This window comes from Paenilisteria newyorkensis (genome assembly GCF_000766145.1).
Lineage (GTDB): Bacteria > Bacillota > Bacilli > Lactobacillales > Listeriaceae > Listeria_A > Listeria_A newyorkensis.
Window position 1 is genome coordinate 37,085 of the sequence record NZ_JNFB01000046.1, and the last position, 24,612, is coordinate 61,696.

A 24,612-nucleotide genomic window follows, 5' to 3' on the forward strand; every position below is an offset into this window, starting at 1 on the left:
GATGATGGCTTTTATGAAGCGGTTTGGGGATATTGTGTTGAGTGTTATTGGGATTGTTTTGACGGGGCCGATTATGCTTGTAACTGCGCTATGTATTAAGTTGGAGGATCGAGGGCCAGTGCTGTTTGTGCAGACGCGAACGGGGAAGGATGGCGAAGCATTTTCGATTTATAAATTTCGCTCGATGCGTGTGCGGGAGATGAGTGGTGAGCATGATTATGACTGGGAGCACGGGGTTCCGGATGGATTTGTTTTTAAAGATGTGACGGAGGAAAATCCGCATGTGACGAAAGTTGGGGCGTTTATTCGCAAGACGAGTTTGGATGAGTTGCCGCAATTTTTCAATGTGTTGTTGGGAAATATGAGTTTTATTGGGCCTAGACCGGAAATTCCGGCGATTACGTCGTGTTATTCGGAGCAGCAGCGGAAGCGTTTGGAAGTGAAGCCGGGGATTACGGGTTGGGCGCAGGTGAATGGGCGTAGTTCTGTGACGAATGGCGAGAAGATGCGCTTGGATTATCATTATGTGGAGAATTTTTCGTTGCGGATGGATTTGGTTATTTTGCTGCGGACGGTTGTGGTTGTGTTGAAGTCACGGGATGCAGTTTAGGAGATTAGCGAAAGTGGGGAAAAGCATGAGGAAAAAACGGATTTTAGTCACTGGTGGTTGTGGTTTTATTGGTTCGCGGGTCGTTCAGCGTTTACTTGCAACGCCACACGCGATTTTTGTGATCGATGATTTGAGTCGTGCGGATCGGTCGGCGATTCCTGAAGGTTTGGTCGATTTGAAGGTTTGTGATATTCGGAGTGAGGCTGCGCGGGAGTATATTAGGGAGATTGCGCCGCATTTTGTGATTCATCTGGCTGCGCAGATTGATGTGCAGGTTTCGATTGCGGAGCAGTTGCTGGATGCGGATATTAATATTATGGGGACGTTGAACGTGATGGAGGCATGTAAGCAAGTCGCAGATTTTGAACGGTTTGTATTTGCTTCTTCGGCGGCGGTTTATGGGAATAATGCGGAATTGCCATTGACGGAGGATGCTATTCCGATGCCGATTTCGCCGTATGGAATGTCGAAATGGATGGGGGAGGAGTATTTAAAACTGAATCATGAGACGGCGGATTTTCCTTATTGTGCGCTTCGGTTTGCGAATGTTTATGGGGAAAAAGGGACGGCTGCTAAGGATGTGATTTCTGAATTTTGGGATAAAGTGACGTCTGGAGAAAGTCCGGTTATTCATGGGGACGGCGAGCAAACGCGTGATTTTGTTTATGTGGAGGACATTGCGGAGGCGTTAGTTTTGGCGCTTGATGTACAGGAAAATGGGATTTACAACATTTCTACGGATGAGCAGACGTCGATTAATGATGTTTTGCGGGTGATGAGCGAGTTGTTGCAAGTGCAGGTTGTGCCGGAAAATCGGATGGCGCGGGTTGGTGATGTGCGTGATAGTCGGCTTTCGAATCGGAAATTTTTGGAGATGACCTGTTGGCAGCCGCTACATAGGTTGGCGAAGGGTCTGGAACGAATGCATGTGGAGAAGCAAAATCAGGAAATGGTCTTGATGAAATAGACGTGAGGGAGAGGAATATGAATATAGTTGTAATTGGAACGGGTTATGTTGGATTGGTGACTGGGACGGCGCTTGCGGAAGTGGGACATTGGGTGACGTGTGTGGATTTGGATGCGACAAAAGTGGCGCGAATGCGTGATGGGGAGTCGCCGATTTATGAGCCGGGGCTTCGGGATTTGATGCGACAGAATATTTTGAAAGGGCGATTGGCGTTTGAGACGGAGCTTTCGAATGCGATGACGGCGGATAGTGTGATTTTCATTGCGGTTGGGACGCCTCCTTGTGCGGATGGTTCGGCGAATTTGGATTATATTTTGGCGGCGGCTTGTGATGTTGCGCCATTCGTGCGGGCGGAGACGGTTGTCGTGACGAAGAGCACGGTTCCAGTTGGGACGAACGATCTGATTGCGGACACGATTGCGCTTGCTTGCGGGACGCGGCCGATGATGGTTTCGAATCCGGAGTTTTTGCGGGAAGGAAGCGCGATTCATGATACGTTTTATGGGGATCGGATGGTCGTTGGGACAGCGCATGAAGAAGCCGCGAGCGTGATGCGGGACATTTTTGAGCCGTTTTCGGTGCCTATTTTTGAGACGGATATTCGGAGCGCGGAGATGATTAAATATGCAGCGAATGCTTTTTTGGCGACGAAGATTAGTTTTATTAATGAAATGGCGGATATGTGTGAATGGAAAAATGCCGATATTGAAGCGGTGAGTGCTGGAATTGGCATGGATAAACGGATTGGGAGTCAGTTTTTGCAGGCGGGAATTGGTTATGGTGGTTCGTGTTTTCCGAAAGATACGAGGGCGTTGCTTGCAATGGCGCGGGAAGAGGGCGCGAATTTGCCATTATTGGACGCGGTCGAAGCGGTGAATGCTGTGCGTTATGAAAAAATGGTGGAGCAGTTATTGACGATTCATGATGATTTGTGTGGGAAAAAAGTGGCTGTGCTAGGTTTGGCGTTCAAGCCGAATACGGATGATATGCGTGATGCGCCGTCGCTGAAAATTATTGCGCAATTGTTGGAGGCGGGTGCGAGTGTTGCGGCGTATGATCCGGTTGCGACGATGGAGGCGCGTGGTTTATTGCCGAGTTCGGTTGCCTTGCATGATGAGATTGATGCGGCTTTGTTCGATGCGGAGGCGGCGATTATTGTGACGGAATGGCAGGAAGTGAAACAGCTGGATTTGACCGTTTTAAAAGCAGTGATGCGTGTGCCGGTTGTTATTGATGGACGAAACTGTATGGACCAAAAACGGATGAAGGAAGCGGGCATTATTTATCGTTCGATTGGGCGGAATCATCATGTTAGAATGCCGGTTTTGAGGTGATTATCGTGCTTATTATCAGTTGTATCATGCTACTTATCGCTGGAATCGCTTGGTATTACTTCTTTTATAAAGCAAGAGGGATTGTTCGGATTCAGCGGTTGCTTGAGGTGAAGGAAACGTATGCGGCGCAGATTCAAGGAAAGAAACGCTTTATTGTAGGCGGGAGCGATGTGCTTTACAGTTTTGATACCGCGTTTTTGAATGCGCAGGGAAACTTGCCACACGTGAATTTTGGCTTGAATGTTGGTTTGGGGATGCAATTTATTTTGGATGCAGCGATGAAAAATGCTAAATCAGGGGATGAAATCGTGCTTTGTTTCGCTTATTCGCTTTATCACCGGCCAAATCATGATATTTTCGCGTATGAGTATTATCGGATGTATCGCCGCCATCAGTTGAAGCGCTTTTCACGAAAGGAACAACTTTACTATTTACTTGCCAATTTGAAATTAAATGCGAAATTTGTTGAGAAAAAATTCGAAATTAGCGAATGCGGCTCCTATCAGAATATCGCGTTTTCAGATTTAGCACCGAGTAAGAATAAACCGCTGCGTTTTCCAGATTATTTTGAGGAGACGGAGGCCATGCGGGCGTTAGATTGTTTTGTTAAACGGGCTAAAAAACGCAATATAGAGGTGAAAATAACGTATCCGAGTACGCTGGAATTTGATGTCTATGCCCAATCGAATTATATTGCGGATTTAAAAGCGTATTTGGAAGCTCGCTACACGGTCATTGGCTCGCCGAATGATTATTTTGTGCCACTTTCAGAGATTGCGAATTCGGTCTATCACGTCAACCAAACAGGGCAGAAGCGGCGAACGGAACAATTTTTGCAAGAAGGGATGTTCAGATGAAGCAGAAGATTACGATGTTACTTTTTAATAATTTCACGAATGATGCGCGGGTTTATAAAGAGGGGAAATCACTGGCAGATGCGGGTTATCTAGTTGATTTGATATGTGTGCAGGAGGTCGGAAAAATGCCGCTACCGCGCGCGGAAGAGGTACAACCGGGATTTCAGGTGACACGAGTGAGCGGCAAGAGCGGGCTGATTGGGATTTCGTGTATTCTCGTGGGATTACTCCTTTTAAGCATGACGTTAGGTTCACTGATTGCAACGATTCTAAGCGTATGTCTCCTCGCCATCTGGCTGATTCCAAAAGTGCGGAGGCTAGCAAATATGGCGTTACTCATTGCTGAAATGACACGCATGGCTCGCGGCAGAAAAACTGATTTCTATCACGCACACGATTTGAATACGTTGCCACAAGCACAGATTGCTGCAAAATGGCGAATCAAAAAAAAGCCACTTATTTATGACTCCCACGAAGTTCAAACGAGTCGCGAAGGCTACCACGGCGCGATTCATGGCTGGATTGAGAGATTTTACATCAAGACGATCGATTTTATGATTGTCGAAAATGATACCCGAGCGGAATACAATGAAAAAATATACGGTTTTCTGCCGAGCGTTGTGCATAACTATCCAGAACTTGATGCAACACCAAGGAAAGTCACCTCGCTACATCAAAAATTAAACCTACCAAAAAACGAACTAATTTTACTCTATCAGGGCGTCATGAATCCAGGGCGCGGTCTAGAAAAACTCGTAACGGCAGCACCACTTTTCAAAAAAGGAACGCTCGTTTTTATCGGGGATGGCCGTCAAAAAGCAGAACTGGAAACAATGGTGGTGAAGCAAGGTTTGACCGATAAAGTGAAGTTCGTCAACAAAGTCCCACTTGCGGACCTAAAAAGCTATACCGAACAAGCTTATCTCGGTTTTCAAGTATTGAACAACACATGCTTCAACCACTATTCCGCGTCATCCAACAAACTATTCGAATACATTGCCGCAAGCGTGCCAGTCATTGCCTGCGATTTTCCTGAAATCAAAAAAGTGGTGCAGGGCGATCAAGTTGGCCTATGCGTCGATTCCCACGATCCGGCGTCGATTGCAAAAGGTGTCAACGCTATCATCGCCAACCCATTGCACTACGCCGAACTCAAAGCAAACATAACCACAATCAAAGAAAAATACATCTGGGAGAACGAACAGCATCGTTTACTCAACTACTACGCAAAATTAGGAGGAATCCCCCATCAAAAACGACAAAATCAGCATTATTATGCCAACGTATAATAGCGCTAACACAGTTGAGAAATCCATTCAAAGCGTTCTTGGGCAGTCATATCAAGATTTCGAACTGCTTATCATCGATGACTGCTCGAGTGATGCGACGTGCAGCATTATCGAGCAAATGACAGACCAGCGAATTCAACTTATTCAACTACCCAAAAATAGCGGATCAGCCATTGCACGAAATACAGGCATCCAAGCCGCAACTGGCAGATACATCGCCTTTCTCGATAGCGACGACAGCTGGCACCCTGAAAAACTAGCACGCCAGCACACATTTATGGCGGCAAACAACATCGGATTCAGCTTCACTGCTTACTACCGCAACGAAACAAGCGGAAAACAACGACTTGTTCCAGCACCAGCCGAAATGACGTATAAAAAACTACTCCGAAACACGATTATCGGTTGCTTGACCGTCATGATTGACTGCACTATTGTTGGGACTTTTTCGATGCCAAATATCCGCACGAGGCAAGATACAGCAACCTGGCTAGCTATTTTAAAAACGGGAATTCACGCGTATGGACTCAATGAAGGGCTTGCCTATTACGAAGTCCAAGCGAATACCCTATCCGCGAACAAAACCAAAATGCTTGGGCAAACGTGGAAAATGTACCGCGAACAAGAAAAACTGACCTATATCCAAACAGTATATAATTTCACAGGTTATGTTTACCAGGCAATCAAAAAACGTATCAGTTAGGAAGGTGAAATACATGATAAAAAAACTATTTGCCAAACTCTATTTTCAGCTTATTGGACGAACAGCGACACAATCCAATGGTGTAAAACTGCACTATCTACTTCAAAAAGATAGCACGAGTCGCGACCTCTTCGTTATTTTCAGCGCTTTCCCTAGAGCAGGAATGTCCTCGACTTACAATTACGTCAACACATTAAAGGAAGTCTCAGGCAACAAACTGTTCATTCTAGATAACTTTGGACACCAAAAACGCGGCGTATACTACCTTTGCGAGCAGGGAAATTTTCAGATTCGAGATGCAGTCGAGGAGCTCATCACAACGACAGCCCAGAAAATGAAAGCAACACAAACAACATACATCGGCTCAAGTAAAGGCGGTTACGCAGCACTTTATTTCGGTTTTCGGATGAGAGCTACAAACATCATTTCCGGCGCACCGCAATATTTTCTCTCAACCTACCTCCAGTCGGAGCCAGAACGCATGCCAACACTTAAAGCAATGCTCGGTAAATTTACGGAAACGAAGCTACATCAATTGGATACAATGCTAAAAGAAACCATCACGATAACGAATGCACCGAACGTTTACCTGCATTATTCCAATCAAGAACACACTTATAAAAGTCATATCGAGCCACTTCTGGTACAGCTAACCATGGAAAAAGTCAAAACAGAACAAGACATCAAAAAGTACACCTCACATGCCGACGTACGAGGTCATTTTCCGCCTTACCTATTGCAAACAATTGCAAAAATAAGAGGTGAAGCATCATGAATCGTCAAGAAGAACTAATGATTTTTTTAAATCGAGAATTTTTATCCCGGCAAGAAGCCATCGAACACCTAGGCGTCTCAAAACAATGCTTTCACTCCTTGGTAACCCGTGGCAAAATCACAAAAATAAAAAAAGGCTCCGCCGTCTTATTTTACCGATACGAAATCGAAAATAGAAAACAGGACGCAGGCGAGCTACGAAAAAAATATCGACCATTTCAATAAAAAGGAAAAGTCGGTTATATCAATGGCCGACTTTTTCAAATGTTTCGCAAAAGGCTCCTTTTATTGCATAATGAAAATTTCAGACACAATTTAGACACATTTATACTCGTTGAACGCCAATCGTTTAGGGTCGCAAATAACAAAATTAAGCTTATAATGCACATAATCCTGAAAATCATTTGCAAAATAGTGTTTTTTCGCTCTTTCCTGTTAAAAAATTATGCATTATGCTAAATAATGTAGTTCAGATGAAAGGGAGGTTTCCTATGGATTTCCTCTTACTAGAGCTATCCAATATTACAACAAGTTAACAACCAGAAGCAAAACAAGCAATTAATCAACGCTATTTGGATGGAGAATAATTTTATTTTCCACAATATTTTTTAATCTACTCATTATGAATATGTGGCACTTGGGCATGCAGAATTAGTGGTTTATGGAACAAAAAGGGTGTTACAAAAACTTTCGCAACATCCATTTTTTCTGGATTTCTAAAAAGGAAAAGTAATTTTGGTTGATAAATCAGATAATTCAGATTAAAAAAAACGAACATTAAGCGGAAAGTATTATGTACATATAAAACAAGACGAGAAAAACAAATATAGCCACCAAAATAAAAAAGCCCTATTATACTGTTTACCGCTCTGAAATAAGCACAGGATAATAGAGCCACTTTTCAACCTAGTAACCACAAGAATCATGCAAAAAATCAATATCCAGAATAACAATCTTGCCTTCCTTGCTATACGTAATCACATTTTCTTTTTGCAATTCCGACATCACGTAAGACACGCGCGTCCGACTCACATTCGCCACATTTGCTAATATTTCATGCGTAATATATTTAGGAATACTATACGTGTTGTCCCATGGATTAATACCACGAAAACTATGAATGATAGACAGAATATAATAAATTTTTTCTTTCAAATTTAGTCCTAACATTCTAGCCGCACTATCTTTCCAAAATAATTCACGTTGAATATTTCTAAGGAAAAGCTCGTTCTTAAGATCATCAGGATAAGCCTCCAAAGCCGACAAAGGAATCTTCAAACCGCGAATATTGCCAAGTGTTGTATATTCAAAATAATCATCAAAATAAAAAATATTGGGAAGTAAGCCGATAAAGGAATTGCGCGTATAGAAATTATCATACAGCATCTTGCCTAGCGGAGAAATATGATATTTAAGGACAACACCTTCATAAACCAGAAAGGCATACTTCTCTAAATCAACCTGAAATAAACCAGGCCCCTCAAAGAAAAACTCCTGCGTACCTGCATGATTAGCCGCATACTCTGAAAACTTAGAATTAACACCAAACAGTTCTTTGTGAAACTGTATAAAGTTCATGACCATGACCTCCTCGCAAATTTCAGCATGTGAATCTTTCATAGTTATTATACAACAAAGAGACACCAAACTGTTAAAAATAGCCTCCTTTTACATATCATTGCGCACATCCGTATAGGCTATATTATCTAATCTTGAATAAATAAGTGCTGTTCTCTTTTGATGATACGTTTCTCATGTTTCAAGTCTATCAAGGCTTTTTTTATTGTAGCAGGCGTGGCTTGGCAACATTTCGATAATAGCAAACTATTGACGCGCTTTGGCACCATATAGCCATCTGGATGTTTTTTCGAGAAACGCTTCATCACATCTAAGACACGCTCGCGAATATTCTTCGTCAACATATAGGAAAACTGGAAAAACTCCTCTTGTTGACGCTTATTATATTCAATCAAAAAATCTGGAAAAAACGGTTCCTTAGAAAGCGTATCTAAAACAGCGCGCGCATCAAAAATGGCCACCTCGACGTCACCGATTGCTAAGTATTCGTATTGACTTTGCTGAAAAACATTATGGAATAGAACATCATCTTTCGACCAAATCGCGTTCACACTGATTTTACAAATGTCCGCATTATTGACTTGCTGTAATAAAACGCCTTGTGTGATATGAATAATCTTCTCCGCATTTTCTATGTTTAAGGATTGATAACTCTTTAATGTTTGAATTTGACATATATCAGGATGCCACGTATCAAGTTCTGTCATCTCAAGCAATGATACTAATAAGTTAGGTTTTTTTATTAATAAATCGTGCACATGTAAAAAATCCATTCTTCCTACCCACTCCATTCCCATTCGGATTTACTGCTAGTTTACAGTAACACATATAAATAGAGGAGATTGTAACATATGTTGCCCGCGATTTAATGTAAAAAAATTTCTACGTAAGCTGATCATTTTACCCAAGAATGAAAACTATTATATAGAAGAAAAAGAACTATTACGCGTCGAAAAGCCTTGGTAACACGTGTAAGTGAGGCGATTTTTTTGTCACCGTCCGTTCATTCATCCGTTTTTATGAGTTCTGTAACCTTTGTTACAAAACACCAGTAGGAATCGTGTTATTCTCTTCAAGGGAGGAAAACAGCAATACACCTACACGTATGTAACGATATGCTAGCCAATGCGAAAATACCCTAATTTAACTTTGTCGCTTCATCATGCCTAACCATTTTTCCAAAAGGGACACTTCACGTAAAGCAAAATCAAAATAGCAGGTATGAAACGAAAAAAAAGCATCGAGTAACATATGTTACATCACAAAATTAGGTTTATATATATACTAGTAATTGAGACAGGCAGTCAGGCAGTCAGGCATTACCAAATTCGAAATATCAGGAGGAAATGAATGAAGAAAAATTTTAAAAAGATTATCACAATCATGCTTTTGAGTGTATTAATTATTAATCAATTATCGATGCAGTTAATGGCATCGGCGGCAGGTGGATATAATTGGGGAAACCAATTCATTACAAGTGTGGTATTTACAGATGGCAGTGGTAATCCTATTCAGTCTATTCCAACAAATAAAAGTTTCAAAGTTAAATACGAGTTTGCGATTCCAAATGATAAAGATGTTGATGAAGGCGATAAAATGGAGGTTACGCTTCCTAAAGAGCTACAAACAGCACAAAATAATCAACTAGAGTTTAAGGATGGTAATGGAGAACTAGTAGCGATTGGTCAAGCGACAAGTCCAGGCGGGCAACAATATGTTGTTACCTTTACAGACTATCCTGAAAGGAAATCAAACGTTAAAGGATATTTTGAGTTTTTCGTTAACTTCACATCAGATGTTAAGCCAGGTGAAGAAATTGAAATTGAATTTGATATTGATGGAGAAACTGTGAAAGTACCAATCACGCCAGGAGAGCCAGGTGGTGGTGGATCAGATCCAGACCAACCATTCTATGGAGATCGTTACTATAAGAATGGAAGGGTTAATGCAACAGGAGATATGATAAGATGGGAAATCCTTATTCTACCACCATTATTACCTAATCCTGCATTTCCAGTTTTGTATGAGTCCATGAGCAATGTGAGAATCTACGATGAAATAGGTCCAGGTCAAGAATTTGCTGGATTCACGGAAGCGGACAAGGTAAATGTGATACAAAGTTATAATAGAGGGAATACAATCGGAATAGGATATGGAAATTTTTGGCTATTATGTTTAGAGAACTATAACGCGGAGCAAAGAACATTCGAGGTTAATGTAGGTGACATTAATGATGGAATGGGAAGAAAGATTTACTATAATACCCGAATTACAGATCCTGATCAAATAGAGTTTACCAATAAAGCCAAAATCGTATCAACAGAGAGAACAGAAGATAGCGAGTCTACTGTTAGGATAGAAGGCGGGTCAGGTGGAGCTGAAGGTGACAATGCTGGTTTTACAGTTAAAAAACAAGATGAATCTGGAAATCCTTTACAAGGCGCTAAATTTGACTTATATCGAATTTCAAACGGATCGAAAACGACAATCAAAGAGGGTCTTATATCAGATTCCAATGGTATAGTTAGCCATGATGAAACGTTAAAATTTGGTACGTATGAGTTAGAAGAAAAGGAAGCGCCGGCGGGTTACAAGCTACTAGAAGAGCCATATAAATTTGAACTTACTAATAAAGGTATCTTAGATTTAGAGATTCCAATTATTAATGAACGTGAAGAAATACCAGTTGGATCTGTAAAATTAGTAAAGTATGATGAGGCAAATGAGAGCCAAGGTTTAGCAGGAGCAAAGTTTGATCTATACAAAGGTACACCAGCAGCTGGGAATACGCCAATCAGTTCGCATACTACACCCACTAATGGCATTGTGCAAGTAGATAATTTAGAGTTTGGAGATTACTATTTTATAGAGACAGAAGCACCGGCAGGTTATGAGTTAGATGCAACACCAAGAACATTCACTATTGGGGAAGGGCAAGTAACGGTACCATTTGAGTTAAAAGTTGCTAACAAAGCAATCGAAGCCCCAGCAGGATCAGTAGAATTAATCAAGTATGATGAAGCAGATGAGAGTAAAGGATTAGCAGGGGCAGAGTTTGACTTATTCCGCGGAACACCAGGTTCAGGAACACTAGTAAGCAGTCATGTAACACCAGCATCAGGAGCTTTCCAAGTGAACAACTTAGAATTTGGAAACTACTATTTTGTAGAAACAAAAGCACCAGCAGGATACGAGCTAGACGCGACACCAAGAACATTCACAATTGGAGAAGGTCAAGTAACGGTACCATTTGAATTGCAAGTTTCCAATAAAGCAATCGAAGCACCGGTAGGATCGGTAGAACTTATTAAATATGATGAAGCAGAAGAGAGCAAAGTTCTAGCAGGAGCAGAGTTTGATTTATTCCAAGGAACACCAGGTTCAGGGACGCTAGTAAGTAGCCACGTAACACCAGCATCTGGAAAATTCCAAGTGAACAATTTAGAATTTGGCAACTATTATTTTGTGGAAACAAAAGCACCAACAGGATATGAGCTAGACGCGACACCAAGAACATTCACTATTGGAGAAGGCCAAGTAACAGTACCATTTGAGTTGAAAGTTTCCAACACAGCAACTGTTGAACCACTTGGTAGCGTAGAATTTACAAAAGTAGATGCAGATACGCAAAACCCATTAGCAGGAGCAGAATTCACATTATACGAAGGTGCATCAAGTGCACCAGGTAATCAAGTAGGTGTTTATACAAGTACGGCGACAACTGGTAAAGTAACAGTGAACGATTTACCATATGGCAACTATCACTTTGTAGAGACAAAAGCTCCGAATGGTGGTTATATCCTAGACGGTAAGCCGATTAATTTTGAAATTGTAAGTGATTCGACGGTACTAGAATTAGGCAATATCACCAATAAGCGTGATTATAAGCCGCAAATCGAAACACTTGCTTTTGAAACAGGAACGAACAACAAGGAATTATACCCAGGTATGGCGACACTTATCAGCGACCGTGTGAAATATGAGCAATTAACACCAGGCAAAAACTATCGTTTAGATGCAAAATTAATGACTAAAGATGGTAAAACAGTATTGACGCAAGGTTCGAAAACATTCACAGCGACAACGGAGAATGGGGAAGAAGTTGTGGCATTAGACGGATTTGACGCACGTGCTTTGAAAGGGCAACAAGTCGTCGTATTTGAGCGTCTGATTGATACAGCAACGAATGAAGTAGTGGCAACACATGAAGACTTGAATGATGCGGATCAAACAGTATCTTTCTTTGCACCAAGTTTACAAACATTTGCATTTGAAACGAGCACAGGGTTACAACATGATATTCACCCGCACCAAAACGTAGCGCTTAGCGACCGCGTAGTATATACCAACTTAAATCCGGGCGAGCGTTACACATTAGAAGCAACATTGGTAGACAAATTAACTGGAAACATCGTTCTAACGCAAGGTTCACACGAATTTATTCCGACAACAGCATCTGGAGAAGTCACAGTACCACTCAACAATTTAGACGCGACAGATTTAAAAGGTAACTCGTATGTTGTCTTTGAAGTGTTGAAAGATGAGTCTGGACAAGTGATGGCAACACACACGGATAAAGATAGCATGACACAAACCGTATCATTTATTGAGCCAAGCATCGGAACGGTTGCACGTGATAAAGAAACAGGCGAAAGCAATGTACACGCAGGACCGATTACGATTGTCGATGAAGTACAATATCAAAACCTAGACACGACGCAAACGTATGATATCGAAGGCATTTTGATGGACAAAGCAACGAATCAACCATTATTAGTAAACGGTCAAACAATTACGGCAACAAAATCGTTTAACCCAGCGAATACAAACGGCAGCGAAGAAATAGAATTCACTTTAGACGCATCGCAACTAAAAGGTAAAGACATCGTTGTTTTTGAAACATTGAAGTTAAATGGCGCAGTAGTAGCCGTTCACCAAGATATCAATGATGCGAAACAAACGATTAAAGTCGTAGATCCAGCGATTGGAACAACATTACGTGACGAAGAAACAGCAACACAAACACCGAGTCCAGAAGAAGACGTAACATTAGTAGACGTTGTGAAATATGAGAACTTAATTCCAGGCCGTGAGTATACGGTAAAAGGAATTTTGATGGACAAAGCAACAGAAGCACCACTCGTGATTGATGGCGAGCAAGTAGAAGCAGAAACCACTTTCACACCGGAAACAGCGAATGGTGAAGTAGAAGTAACGTTCACATTTAACGCCAAAGGTTTAGCAGGACAAGACATCGTAGCTTTCGAAACAATGTACCAAAATGGGCGCGAAGTAGCGGCACACACGGATATCAATGATGCGAACCAAACAGTTACATTCAAAACACCAGAAATCGGGACAACAGCAACAGATCAAAACGGTGAAAAAGAACTGAATGCAGACAGCGAAGTAACAATCATCGACGTAGTAGAATACAAAGATTTAATCGCAGGTAAAGAATACACACTACAAGGAATTTTAATGGACAAAGCAACAAACGCGCCAGTTCTTGTAAACGGTGAAGAAGTACGCGGTGAAACAACATTCACACCAGAAGATACAGATGGTTTTGTAGAAGTAGCGTTCACTTTTGATGCAAGTGACTTATACGGTAAGGATATCGTCGTATTCGAGAAATTGATGCGTAATGGCAAAGAAGTAGTTACCCATGAAGACATCAATGATAAAGGACAAACAGTAACAATCAAAACACCAGAAATCGGTACAACATTACGTGACGTAGAGACAGGCACACAAAGCCCGAGCCCAGAAGAAGAAATCAGTCTAGTCGATACAGTTCGTTATGAAAATCTTACGCCAGGTCGTGAGTACACGGTGAAAGGAATTTTGATGGACAAATCTACAGAAGCACCATTATTAGTTGACGGTGAGCAAGTAGAAGCCGAAACAACTTTCACACCAGAAACACCAAATGGCGAAGTAGAAGTAACATTCACATTCAATGCCAAAGCTCTAGCAGGGCAAGAAGTGGTAGCGTTTGAGCGTCTGTATACCGACAACAAAGAAGTAGCGGTGCATACAGACATCAATGATGCAGACCAAACCGTGACATTCACGAAACCAGACCTAAAAACAATCGCAACAGATCAAAATGGTGACAAAGAAATCCTACCAGAAGAAAAAGTAAGCATTATTGACAAGGTATACTATGAAGATTTAATCGTTGGAAAAGAGTATACTGTAACAGGAAAACTAATGGACAAAGCAACAGGAAAGCCAGTCGTATCAAACGGTAAAGAAGTGCTAGGCGAAACAACCTTTACACCAGAAGAGCCAAACGGTGTTGTAGAAGTAGCATTTGACTTGGACGCACGTGAATTAGGTGGACGTGAAGTCGTTGTCTTCGAGAAATTATTCCGCAATGGGAAAGAAGTTGTGGGACACGAAGACATTAACGACTTAGACCAAACGGTTCGCTATATCAAGCAGCCAGACCCAGAAAATCCAGGTCAACCGGAAAAACCAGGAAAGCCTGAAAATCCAGGCCAACCAGAAAACCCGCAAAAACCTGAAAATCCTTCTAAACCAGATAATGGTACTAGCAAACTAGAGAAGACGGATAAGGCTGGTAAAGATGGCGAACGCACAAGCCTAATGAGTAAACTACCAAAAACAGGAGACAATTTCTCATTGTTAACTCTCTTGTTCGGAAGCTTGCTTGTAGCAATTGGAGCTATCGTTTTCCTTAACAAAAGGAAACAAAATCGTTAAAAGATAAGGCATAAAAGAATAGTATCGTAGCAGCCGTTTGAAAACCGAGATTGGGTTTTCAAACGGCTTTTTTGTGTCTCAAGGAAGATTAATCATAAAATCCAGTCGTTGTTTTCTTATTTGGCAGGTCGCCTGTCTTGGTATTTCCGTCTGTCCCAATGTAAAGCCCTTCACCGGAGAACGTATCCGCGTTTTTTTCTGATTCTGGTGTTGCTGTCGTGTGGTCGCTTTTATATTTATATTTTCCATTGGTTTGGAATTTTTTGCTGTCACGCTCATCTTTTTTCTCTAGACCCAGTGAGACTCGTAGCTGGTGCGAGACATGGTCAATGCTATCTTGATATAACTCCACCATACTGTGCCCGCCGTTACTAAAAGCGCGCCAATCAAAGGTGAGTTGCTCTATCTCATAATCTTTGCCAATCAGAAAGTCTTGCAATATTGTTTTAATTTGGCGCATGTTGAGGTCCATTTGCATTTGGCCTTCTAGAGATTCGATGATTTTTATATATTTTGAAATGGAATTCAGGTGCATGGCTTTGTCTTTCACCGCTTCAAGAACGAGCTGTTGCCTGAAACCGCGCATGATGTCGTTATCGATTTTGCGTTCTCTGGAAAAAGCTAGAGCCTCTTCGCCATTTAGATGTTGGATTCCTTTTTCGAAGTGGACTTTTTTTCCGGTATCAAAAAGTGGACCATCAAATGTTTTCGGTACGTCTACATCAATGCCTCCAAGCGCGTCGATTACGTTGATGAAGGAATCGAAGTTCAGAACAACATAGTGATTAATGGGGATATTAAATAATTTTTTAACCGTATCTACAGCGCTTTTTGGGCCTCCGTAAGTATAAGCGGACTCAATTCGTTGCATACCAGTATAATTATCGGACTGTATTTGTACAAAACTGTCTCGGGGTATGCTGCAGAGCGTCATTTTTTGTGTACGTTTATTTAAGCTGACTAGCATCATCGCGTCTGTTCTGGAACTGCCGAGATTTCTAGTCGCATTATTGTCTAGTCCCATAACTAAAAACATCAGCGTATCTTCTGTTGCTTTTTTGTCTGTCGAGGAGATAGGATGATAGGCCTTACTCCAAACTTTTTCTGCTTTGACGTAAAGGATGCAGAGATAAATCAAGGTGCCAGTGATTAGTAAACCGAATAGTAAGAAGAGAATAAGACGCGTTCTTTTCTTTTTTCTGAATCTGGTGGGCTTCATTTTTTAACCGCCTTTCGTAAAAAGATTGTGATTAATAGAAGTATAATATAGGAATGTTACATTTATGTGTCGCCCTAGATAGACACAGAATGGACATAAAAAAACGGGAAAATTGCAAATGGTAGATAAGTGAGTCTTTAACTGAAATATGGATGCGTCTAATATAGAAGTATATTCATCGAGACTGGATGGATATGGCGCATTTTAAATAAATAGCAAAAGGAGATTAACTATCAATGGGGAAAAGTAAAAAATATATCGCGTGTTTTATTATCGCAATGCTTTGTTTACCGCTATTCGGCGTGTTCGCATCGGCGCAAGGTGGGACAGAGAAAGCGGGAAGTAGCACGATTCAAACATCGCTCGCGGTCGTGACGGGAACGATTAGTAGCCGGGAGGAAGTCAATTTACGCGTCAATATTTCTGGAAGTGCGGGTGCTTTTTTGACGGATCATGGGGATATCACGGTGACGATTCCGAAAGAGATTGTTTACAACGCGAATGATTTCACGACTAAAACCGTGATTCCGCAACCATTTAAACTGGAAAACGTGACGAATGATGCAACGAATTACCAGTTGACGTTTTCGGTGGACAGGACGGCGATTGGAGCAAATGATGCGTTCAATGGTATTTTTGAGATTAAATTTGGGGCGCCACTTATGACAGTTGGCGATGCTTATCATGATACGCAGACGTTTGCAGTGGATTATGCTGGGCAAAATAAGCAAGTGACGGTAGATGTGCAGAAGCAGAACGTTGCGATTGCGCCGCTTTTTGATAAGTGGTATAAGGGTGATTTTGATAAGGACGGGGTTGCGACGCTGAATACGGTGGATGCTGAAAATAATAGTTTTCAGTTGGTCGTGAATTATCGGCGCGTGGATTTGAAAAATGTGGTTATCACGGATACATTGCCAAAAGGGACGTCATTGATTGCGTCGCCGACTAAGTCTTCGATATCGGGGGATACAATGACGAAGGACGGGATTCGAATTTTGAAAGTGGCGGCTTTTGATGCGACCGGTACGGCGACGAAATATAACTATGTGACGACAGATTTTCAAGATAAAATTCACGTAGACAAGGAAGCAAACAGTTTTACAGTGGAATTGGGAGATTTGACTGTAGATGATACGTATTTTATTGAATATTCGCTGCAGGTGGATGACGTGAATACTGGTTTACAGCAAAATGTTGCCCAATTATCGGCAAGCAACCGTGCGGATGTGGTCAAAACAGTACCTGTGAAACCGATTAAACATTTCGGGACCAGCTATATTTTAAGCAAAAGTGTGGATAAGTCAGCGCTCAACTATGATGATAATGAGTTGGTTTATACATTGAAGTTAGCTTCTTTAGATGGGGATGCGATTCCAGCTGGGACAACGATTACCGATCCACTGGATGGCAGGATTAAGTCACCGATTTTATTGCCTTACGATAATAGTAAAGTAGATATGCAACTGGTGGACAATGAGATTAGGATTAAGACGCTTGTCGACATTCCAAAAACGGACAAGATGGAATGGAGTTTTAGAGTCAATGTGGAAGAACTCAAAATTGGTGATTTGCTGTCCAATCAGGCTTTTTTGACGGTGGATAATAATGTGATTCATTCGAATGCGGTTTCTACGCGGAAATATGACGGGCGGATAAGCATTCAAAAGGTGGATAATCATGGTGAGCCTGTAGCGGGCGCGGTGTATGAAGTGCGCAACGATAAGGCAGAGGTTATTTTTGAAGGGGCGACGGATGAGGCTGGATTTTTAGTGACGAAAGCATTGCCGCTTGGGGATTATACGGTGACGGAAATCGAGGCGCCGGTCGGGTATGTGCTAGATAGTACGCCGCATCCAGTAGTTGTTTCGAACCAGGATGTCACGCCGATTGTGTTGGGGACGGAGAACAAGTTGCAGACGGGGACGGTCACATTGACGAAAATCGATGTGCAAAATAATGAAAATAAGCTGGCTGGGGCTTCGTTTGAGTTGATAGATGAGGACGGAAATGTTGTATTACGGGACTTAGTGACGGATGAAAATGGAGAAATAACGGTGGACGGATTAGATCCGGGTGCATATGCGTTTGTTGAAACTGCCGCGCCGCAAGGATATGTGCTTGATAGTGATGCGGTCCCGTTCGAAATTGTGTTTGGAGAAAATGATGGTGTCGTGGAAGTTGCGAAGGAGAATAGTCATATTTTCACGCAAGAACCAGTTGATCCAGTTTTGCCAGAGCCGGAAATTCCGATGAAGCCAGAGCTGCCAGTCGAGCCGGAAAATCCAGTGGAGATTCCTAAGGCACCGACGGAAAAGCCAGTATCAGAACCAGAAGTTGTTGTTCCTATTGCAAAACCGGGAATTCCTGAGAAGCCGAATTTGGCACCGGTAGCGAAACCAGAACCAGTTGTTACAGCCAAAGTAAAACAGGAAAAATTAGTGAAAACGGGAGATCAGTCAGACAAACCTTTTATTCTTCTTGGTTGTATGTTACTGGGGGCTACTTTACTGTGGTATAGAAAAAGTGTAAGATAGTCACATTTTAAATAAGAAATGAGCAGAAATCTTGTGTACCCATTTTTAAAGAATGGAGTTGTGCAAGGTTTCTGCTTTTTTGTGTCTTAAGAAGCCAGCGCCATTTTTGTGCTAATAAAACGACAAAAACAAGCATTTGCGCGGCTCTAAAAATTATATACTTGTATTTGTAAGCAAGAGATGACAGATAACCCCCAAAATTTGAAGGAGGAAAACAAATATGAATATGGTCAAAAATGAGTGGAAAAAGCTGTTTCGCAATAAGGTATTATTAATTTCTTTTATCGCAATTTTATTTATTCCAATTATGTATGCGAGCTTTTTCTTGAAATCAGTGTGGGACCCATATGGTAAGGCAAATCAGTTGCCGGTAGCTGTTGTGAACTTGGATGAGACGGTGGATTTTCAGGGACAGAAGATGGATGTCGGCGATCAACTGGTCGCTAAACTGAAAAAAGATGATTCGCTGGACTGGCGCTTTGTTTCGAAAGAAGAGGCGCAGCAAGGTATGAAGGATTTGAAATACTACATGATCGTGACGTTGCCAAAAGATTTCTCGAAAAACGCGACGACACTTTTAGATAAAGACCCGAAGAAAATGGAGATTGGTTACGAAACAAATGGATCGCTTAATTTTATCGGGGAAGAAGTAACGAAGATGGCGATCGAGGATTTGAAGGCGCAAGTTAGCACGAGTGTGACGAAAGGTTATGCGGAAACGATTTTTGGACAGGTTGGTAAGCTTGGAAATGGTATCGAGCAAGCGGCAAACGGTGCGGGTGAAATCGCGACGGGTAGTGGGAAATTGGAAGCTGGTAATGATAAAATAACGGCCAACCTGAATAAGCTAGCAAGCAGTACATTAACGTTTGAAGATGGCGCGGATACGCTGAATGTTGGTTTAAATGAGTATATTGATGGCGTTGAAAAAGCAAATAATGGCGCGGCGCAACTGGACGCTGGTACGAAGAAACTTTCTTCAAGCGTTGGTCCATTAACGAATGGTGTGGCGGCACTTGATGCGGGTGCAAACCAATTATCAAACGGTGTTGGTCAATATACATCTGGCGTGAACGAGCTAAATAAAGGCACCACATCAACGCTTGCGGGTTCATCTAGCCTGACGCAAGGTTTGAACGATTTAAATAGCCAAATTCCGAATCTAGAAAACGGTGTTGGCGAGTTACAAACTGGTCTAGAAAAATTAAACACAGGTAGCGCAAAATTAAAATCTGGATTGGAAGAACTAAGCACGAATCTTTCAAGCCCGACGAGCAAGTCTCAAATCGCAGAATTACAAAGTGGTTTGAATCAATTTAAAACAGGATTGACAGAATTAAATCAGCAAGTAAACAACACGACATTGACGAGCATTGTAGATAAAGGAAACGCGATGGAGCCAACAATTAACAGAATTGAAGAACGTTTGGCGGCATTGGAAGCTTTAACGAGTGGCACGCATCACGATCAAATCTTGGCTAAAATTGAAGGTTCAGCCTTAACACCGGAAGAAAAAGCGATTTTGGTCAACGATATTACACCAATTTTGAATGATCAAGCGCAAAAACAAAATGAAGTGATTCAACTGATGCACAAAGATTTAGAAGAAATGAGTCAATTACTTGCAGATATTCCAGATAGTGTTGGCGAAATCGAAGCGCTACAATCTGGCGTGAGTCAATTAAACAATGGTTTCAACGGAAATCCTGGCATTTACAGCGGGACGAATGCACTGATCGGTTCGATGTCTGAAATCGGGCAAGCAGTTGGTAACGCGAACGACCAGAACACGCTTCTTGGTGGCGCGACGGCTCTTCATACTGGTATTGCAGACGCGACAACCGGTGCCAAAGAATTAAACGCAAAAGTGCCGACGTTAGCAAGTGGTGTCAATCAATTAACAGACGGCAGCCAAGCGCTAAACAATGGTCTGAAAAAAATCAATGACGGTACATCTGAATTAGGTAGCAAATCGTCCGCTCTAAATAACGGCGCGACAAAACTTGCTGGTGGCATGAATACATTCTCAGGTCAATTACCAGCCTTAACAAACGGTGTGACAGAGCTAAATAACGGCGCAGCACAACTTGCAGACGGCACAAATCAACTCGTAGCAAACGCTCCAAAACTACAAAATGGTGCAGCAGCCCTGAGCAATGGTGCAGGAGAAATTCACAATGGATCAGCACAATTAGCAGCAGGTTCAGGACAACTTGGAACAGGAATCAATACACTAAATACCGGCGCAACAGAACTTTCGACACAATTAGCAGCTGGAAGTCAACAACTTGGTCAATTACACCCAACAGATAAGAATTTTGAGATGTTCGCAAGCCCAGATAAAGTAAATCATAAAAATTATAGTACAGTTCCAAATTATGGTGCAGCTTTAGCGCCATACGTGATGTCACTAGCGCTATATGTTGGTGCTCTAGTATTCAACTTTGTATTCCCAATCAGAAAAATCTCGATGCGTGGTCAAACAAGTACAGCATGGTGGGCAAGTAAAGCATCAGTCGGCGCAGTTGTCGCAATCGTGATGGCACTTATCCAAGCAACAGTGATGCTCGTACTTGGATTACACGTAGACTCTCTGATCGAATTTTATGCGATGGCCATGACGACTTCACTCGCTTATATGTTCATCATCATGTTCCTAGCGATGACGTTTGACAATCCAGGTCGCTTTGTAGCAATGATCTTACTCATCGTGCAACTTGGCGGTGCAGGCGGAACATTCCCAATGCCATTAACAAACGGATTCTTCAATGCTATCCACCCATTCTTGCCAATGACGTACTCTATCTATGGATTCAGACAAGCCATCACAGGCGGAATCGGCATGAACGTTTACTTGCAAAGCCTCTTCGTTCTTCTAGGAATCTTCGCAGTATTCGTAGCATTACTATGGTTCGGAATGAAACAATTGCAAAAGAAACATCTTGAAGGTGTATCTCAATTAGATAATAATCAAGAATTACAAGCAGTAGAAGATTAATAAAGTTTAGAGCAGGATATCACGTTTCCCCGAAAAAAATGGGATTCGTGATATCCTGTTTTTTTCTTAAATGAGGAGTAAAACCACTAGAAAAAAGAACATTTAGTGAATATATCGTTGTTTTTGTCATAAATACAGATGTTTGAGGAGTATTTCGAGGCCAAAAGTGGTATAGGTATTAGATATAGTTCAAAATATGAAACGTTTGCTGGTAATTTTGAAGGAGGATTTCCGATGAAAAAGGATATTTATCAAACAGTAGGTCAAAATACAAACAATAATATGGTACTTTTGCGGATGATTTCAGAGGAGGAACGCTGGTATACGGTGAGTGAAATAAGTGAGCGCTTGGAGATGAATCAAAGAACGGTGCAGCGCTATCTGGCAGATTTATTGGACAAAATTGAGGACTATAATGACGATAAAATTCAGTTGCATACGGCGAAAAATAAAGGTGTACTTCTGGAAGTGAAGCTGGGTGCGGATGTACTTAATTTTGAATTGTATCTTTTAGAGGATAATGTGACAATTATGTTGATGAAGGCAGTCTTTTTTGAAGAGTTTACATCGGTGAAAAAATTTGCGATGGATCATTTTTTGAGTGAAACGACGATTCGGAGGTCATTGAAGCAATTTCAAGAGTTGATGGAACCGTATGAGATTGGCTTGAAGCGTGAAACCTATGAAATCGTGGGACAAGAAGAACAGGTTAGGATGTTTTTGTACACTGTTTTTTGGCGGATTTATCAAGGGGCGATGTGGCCGTTTGACATCGTTGATCGCAATACTGTGGGAGATGCGGCAGAACGACTTAGCTCAAGTTTACGACTAAATTTAACGCATGTGCAAAAGAATCAGGTGGAATATATTTTAGCGATTAATATCATTCGGATTAGGAAAAGGCATACGGTAAAGGTCCAATCTCAGTGGGAAGATTATCTGGATTTGGAGAACGATTATAAAAGTCTTATTAAAATGAAAACTGTTTTTGATTCCTTGAATATTCAGGTGGAAGGTGAGGTTTATTTCTTCTATTTGATGATGGAGACACGACCTAAGCTATATGAGAATAGTGAGGTAGCAAAGAGAGCAATGATACCACATCAAAAGAATGAGTCGGATGTCTATGTCGCAACGCAAGCTTTTATTCGTTTGTTTTCAGAGGATGTTATTGAGATACCTGAGAAGAAACGGGATGAGCTTTTTTATAGTAGTTTTTCGGTACATTTGTTTTGTACGTTGTTTAAGCATTTTTCGGTGGATATCAATGGGTATTCGTATTTGCGTAAGTTGAAGGAGTATTATCCGAATTTGCATCGGAAAATGGATATGTTGATAGATAAGTTGTATGCGGAGACGGGAAATGCGTTGTTTTTGGAGAAGGGGTTGTTATTGACGAGGTATGCGTTGATGTTCTCTTCTATTAAACGGTTGACGTATTTTGAGAAGCAGATTCAGATTGTAATGGATACGGATTTGCCGAAGTTTGCAGAGCGAAATTTGCGACACCAGATTTATGATACGTTGAAATATCGGTACAAGGTTCGTTTTTTGAATAAGAATAGTGCGCCACAAGCGGATGTGATTTTGACGACGGTTGCGACGCCGATGATGGTGGAGAGGTATAATCGAAAAAAAGTGCTCCACATTGAGTCTGAGTTGACTGCGCGGGATTTTTCTAACATCATTAGTATCGTTATTGAAGCAATGTCTAGTAAATAGTATATAGAAGGAAGCTGCCAATGATGGTGGCTTTTTTTCTTGCGGTTAAAAATGTGCGGATAATACGACAAAATTACGAATTTGCGGGGCGGGATATTCGATATAATAGGTATTGTAAGTGAGAGAGACATGAGGATGGGACAGCGTTTTAGAAGGAAAAGCAAGGCAGTCAAAAATGTACCGCTAAAACGACAAAAGAACAAAATCAGTCGAAGAGAAACTCGCTATAATAGGTAGTATAGTAATTAAATAAAACTTTGAAGGAGAGAATTAAATTATGTGCACAAGCTTTGTATTAGAAACGTTGGATGGAAAACATGTATTATCGAGAACGATGGATTTCGCTTTTATCTTGGAGGCGAATCCGACAGTTAGCCCGCGGAATTACGAATGGAAATCTTCGACGGATGGCGTGAATTACACGAATGCGTATGCGTTTGTTGGCGCTGGCAGAGAGTTGGATAAGTACATTTTCGCGGATGGGTTGAATGAGGAAGGTTTGAGTTGTGCATCGCTGTATCTTCCTGGCGAAGCGGTTTACGCGCTGGAAGCTATCGATGGGAAAATTAATTTAGCGCCGCAGGAATTCTTACTTTGGATGTTAGGTACGTGTGCGACGATTGAGGATGTGGAGGCGAAGCTGGCGGACATCAACTTGGTAGATCAACCGGTGGCGTTGCTGGGAATCACGACGCCGCTGCACTGGATTTTCACGGATAAAAGTGGGCGCTGCGCCGTGATTGAACCGACGGAAACGACACTGCGCATCAAGGAAAACCCAGTGGGCGTCATGACGAACACGCCGCGCCTGGAATGGCACATCGAGAACTTGCGTAACTACACGGGATTACAAGCGCAACAATTGGCACCAGTGAAGTTCGGTGACTATGTCGCGAAACCATTTTCACAAGGAACGGGAACGAGTAAGTTACCAGGCGGATTCACGCCACCGGAACGTTTTGTCCGCGCGGCTTACTTGAAAGAAAACGTAGTTCCAGCGAAAAATGAGGAAGAAGCAATTACCAACGTGTGGTACATTTTGAACAGCGTCCGCATCCCAAATGGCGCGGTCATTAAAGAAAACGGTGACCCGGATTTCACGCAATATGCCGCATCGATGTGCTCAGAAAGCAAGACGTACTACTTCACATCGTATGAAAACAATCAAATCAACAGTGTTACCTTGACGGATGAGCTTTTAGAAAATACGAAAGAACCAATCACCTATGTTGTTGAAACGATGCAAAATGTGAACAAACTAGTCTAAATAGTCCTTTTATATAACGGAATAT

The 24,612-nt window shown here is 41.7% G+C and carries 16 protein-coding genes; 13 read left to right on the forward strand and 3 right to left on the reverse strand.

All coding sequences use genetic code 11. The annotated features are described in order from the left end of the window. Position 1 precedes the first annotated feature (1 nt). The 8 genes from EP58_RS15960 to EP58_RS15995 are packed head-to-tail and all read left to right on the forward strand — an operon-like array spanning position 2 to position 6,759. A complete protein-coding gene (locus EP58_RS15960) occupies positions 2–610 on the forward strand; it encodes a sugar transferase (RefSeq protein ID WP_036094850.1) in 609 nt (202 codons plus the stop codon). Between the two features lie 25 nt (positions 611–635). After that, complete coding sequence (locus tag EP58_RS15965; protein ID WP_036094967.1) at positions 636–1,577, forward strand: NAD-dependent epimerase/dehydratase family protein; 942 nt, start codon at positions 636–638, stop codon at positions 1,575–1,577. Positions 1,578–1,594: 17 nt separating this feature from the next. Continuing rightward, a complete protein-coding gene (locus EP58_RS15970) occupies positions 1,595–2,911 on the forward strand; it encodes a UDP-glucose dehydrogenase family protein (RefSeq protein WP_036094851.1) in 1,317 nt (438 codons plus the stop codon). A 5-nt stretch (positions 2,912–2,916) separates the two neighbouring features. Continuing rightward, positions 2,917–3,768: a hypothetical protein gene (locus EP58_RS15975; protein WP_052171485.1), complete on the forward strand. Its 852-nt coding sequence runs from the start codon at positions 2,917–2,919 to the stop codon at positions 3,766–3,768. Then, positions 3,765–5,057 (forward strand): glycosyltransferase, encoded by a 1,293-nt coding sequence (locus EP58_RS15980; RefSeq protein ID WP_077917963.1) that lies wholly within the window; start codon positions 3,765–3,767, stop codon positions 5,055–5,057. Before EP58_RS15975 ends, EP58_RS15980 begins: the two co-directional genes overlap by 4 nt. Next, positions 5,044–5,760, forward strand: a complete 717-nt coding sequence (locus EP58_RS15985; protein WP_036094855.1) for a glycosyltransferase family 2 protein — start codon at positions 5,044–5,046, stop codon at positions 5,758–5,760. Before EP58_RS15980 ends, EP58_RS15985 begins: the two co-directional genes overlap by 14 nt. Positions 5,761–5,773: 13 nt before the next feature. Beyond that, positions 5,774–6,535: a YqiA/YcfP family alpha/beta fold hydrolase gene (locus EP58_RS15990; protein ID WP_052171486.1), complete on the forward strand. Its 762-nt coding sequence runs from the start codon at positions 5,774–5,776 to the stop codon at positions 6,533–6,535. Continuing rightward, complete coding sequence (locus EP58_RS15995) at positions 6,532–6,759, forward strand: helix-turn-helix transcriptional regulator (protein WP_036094857.1); 228 nt, start codon at positions 6,532–6,534, stop codon at positions 6,757–6,759. The genes EP58_RS15990 and EP58_RS15995 overlap by 4 nt, the downstream gene beginning before the upstream one ends. Positions 6,760–7,440: 681 nt before the next feature. On the opposite strand, the gene EP58_RS16000 is transcribed toward EP58_RS15995, so the two are convergent. Both EP58_RS16000 and EP58_RS16005 read right to left on the reverse strand, forming a co-directional pair. Further along, the gene (locus tag EP58_RS16000; RefSeq protein ID WP_036094859.1) at positions 7,441–8,112 is read right to left on the reverse strand and encodes a Crp/Fnr family transcriptional regulator; all 672 of its coding nucleotides are present in this window, start codon (positions 8,110–8,112) and stop codon (positions 7,441–7,443) included. A 128-nt stretch (positions 8,113–8,240) separates the two neighbouring features. Further along, entirely contained in the window at positions 8,241–8,885 is a 645-nt protein-coding gene (locus EP58_RS16005) for a hypothetical protein (RefSeq protein ID WP_036094861.1), read from the reverse strand. Between the two features lie 577 nt (positions 8,886–9,462). Between EP58_RS16005 and EP58_RS17130 the strand changes: the two genes are divergently transcribed. Next, a complete protein-coding gene (locus tag EP58_RS17130) occupies positions 9,463–14,844 on the forward strand; it encodes a VaFE repeat-containing surface-anchored protein (RefSeq protein ID WP_052171487.1) in 5,382 nt (1,793 codons plus the stop codon). Between the two features lie 88 nt (positions 14,845–14,932). On the opposite strand, the gene EP58_RS16015 is transcribed toward EP58_RS17130, so the two are convergent. After that, complete coding sequence (locus EP58_RS16015; RefSeq protein ID WP_036094864.1) at positions 14,933–16,063, reverse strand: LCP family protein; 1,131 nt, start codon at positions 16,061–16,063, stop codon at positions 14,933–14,935. 236 nt (positions 16,064–16,299) lie between these two features. Here EP58_RS16015 and EP58_RS16020 point away from each other — a divergent pair, with 236 nt between their 5' ends. The 4 genes from EP58_RS16020 (at position 16,300) to EP58_RS16035 (ending at position 24,587) form a co-directional block, all read left to right on the forward strand. Continuing rightward, entirely contained in the window at positions 16,300–18,600 is a 2,301-nt protein-coding gene (locus EP58_RS16020; protein WP_036094865.1) for a SpaA isopeptide-forming pilin-related protein, read from the forward strand. Positions 18,601–18,820: 220 nt separating this feature from the next. After that, positions 18,821–21,598 carry a YhgE/Pip domain-containing protein gene (locus EP58_RS16025; protein ID WP_036094870.1) on the forward strand — a complete coding sequence of 926 codons (2,778 nt, stop codon included), beginning with the start codon at positions 18,821–18,823 and terminating at the stop codon, positions 21,596–21,598. Between the two features lie 234 nt (positions 21,599–21,832). Continuing rightward, positions 21,833–23,320, forward strand: coding sequence for an AcpB/EbpR/MafR family transcriptional regulator (locus EP58_RS16030; RefSeq protein WP_036094872.1), 1,488 nt, complete (start codon positions 21,833–21,835; stop codon positions 23,318–23,320). Positions 23,321–23,597: 277 nt separating this feature from the next. Next, positions 23,598–24,587, forward strand: coding sequence for a choloylglycine hydrolase family protein (locus EP58_RS16035; protein ID WP_036094874.1), 990 nt, complete (start codon positions 23,598–23,600; stop codon positions 24,585–24,587). Positions 24,588–24,612: the final 25 nt, after the last annotated feature.

Coding starts and splice junctions, on each gene's coding strand:
- EP58_RS16000 (WP_036094859.1), bottom strand. CDS start 8,112: ATGAACTTTATACAGTTTCACAAAGAACTGTTTGGTGTTAATTCTAAG.
- EP58_RS15990 (WP_052171486.1), top strand. CDS start 5,774: ATGATAAAAAAACTATTTGCCAAACTCTATTTTCAGCTTATTGGACGA.
- EP58_RS15970 (WP_036094851.1), top strand. CDS start 1,595: ATGAATATAGTTGTAATTGGAACGGGTTATGTTGGATTGGTGACTGGG.
- EP58_RS15965 (WP_036094967.1), top strand. CDS start 636: ATGAGGAAAAAACGGATTTTAGTCACTGGTGGTTGTGGTTTTATTGGT.
- EP58_RS16005 (WP_036094861.1), bottom strand. CDS start 8,885: ATGGATTTTTTACATGTGCACGATTTATTAATAAAAAAACCTAACTTA.
- EP58_RS15985 (WP_036094855.1), top strand. CDS start 5,044: ATGCCAACGTATAATAGCGCTAACACAGTTGAGAAATCCATTCAAAGC.
- EP58_RS16015 (WP_036094864.1), bottom strand. CDS start 16,063: ATGAAGCCCACCAGATTCAGAAAAAAGAAAAGAACGCGTCTTATTCTC.
- EP58_RS16035 (WP_036094874.1), top strand. CDS start 23,598: ATGTGCACAAGCTTTGTATTAGAAACGTTGGATGGAAAACATGTATTA.
- EP58_RS16020 (WP_036094865.1), top strand. CDS start 16,300: ATGGGGAAAAGTAAAAAATATATCGCGTGTTTTATTATCGCAATGCTT.
- EP58_RS15980 (WP_077917963.1), top strand. CDS start 3,765: ATGAAGCAGAAGATTACGATGTTACTTTTTAATAATTTCACGAATGAT.
- EP58_RS15995 (WP_036094857.1), top strand. CDS start 6,532: ATGAATCGTCAAGAAGAACTAATGATTTTTTTAAATCGAGAATTTTTA.
- EP58_RS16030 (WP_036094872.1), top strand. CDS start 21,833: ATGAAAAAGGATATTTATCAAACAGTAGGTCAAAATACAAACAATAAT.
- EP58_RS17130 (WP_052171487.1), top strand. CDS start 9,463: ATGAAGAAAAATTTTAAAAAGATTATCACAATCATGCTTTTGAGTGTA.
- EP58_RS16025 (WP_036094870.1), top strand. CDS start 18,821: ATGAATATGGTCAAAAATGAGTGGAAAAAGCTGTTTCGCAATAAGGTA.
- EP58_RS15960 (WP_036094850.1), top strand. CDS start 2: ATGATGGCTTTTATGAAGCGGTTTGGGGATATTGTGTTGAGTGTTATT.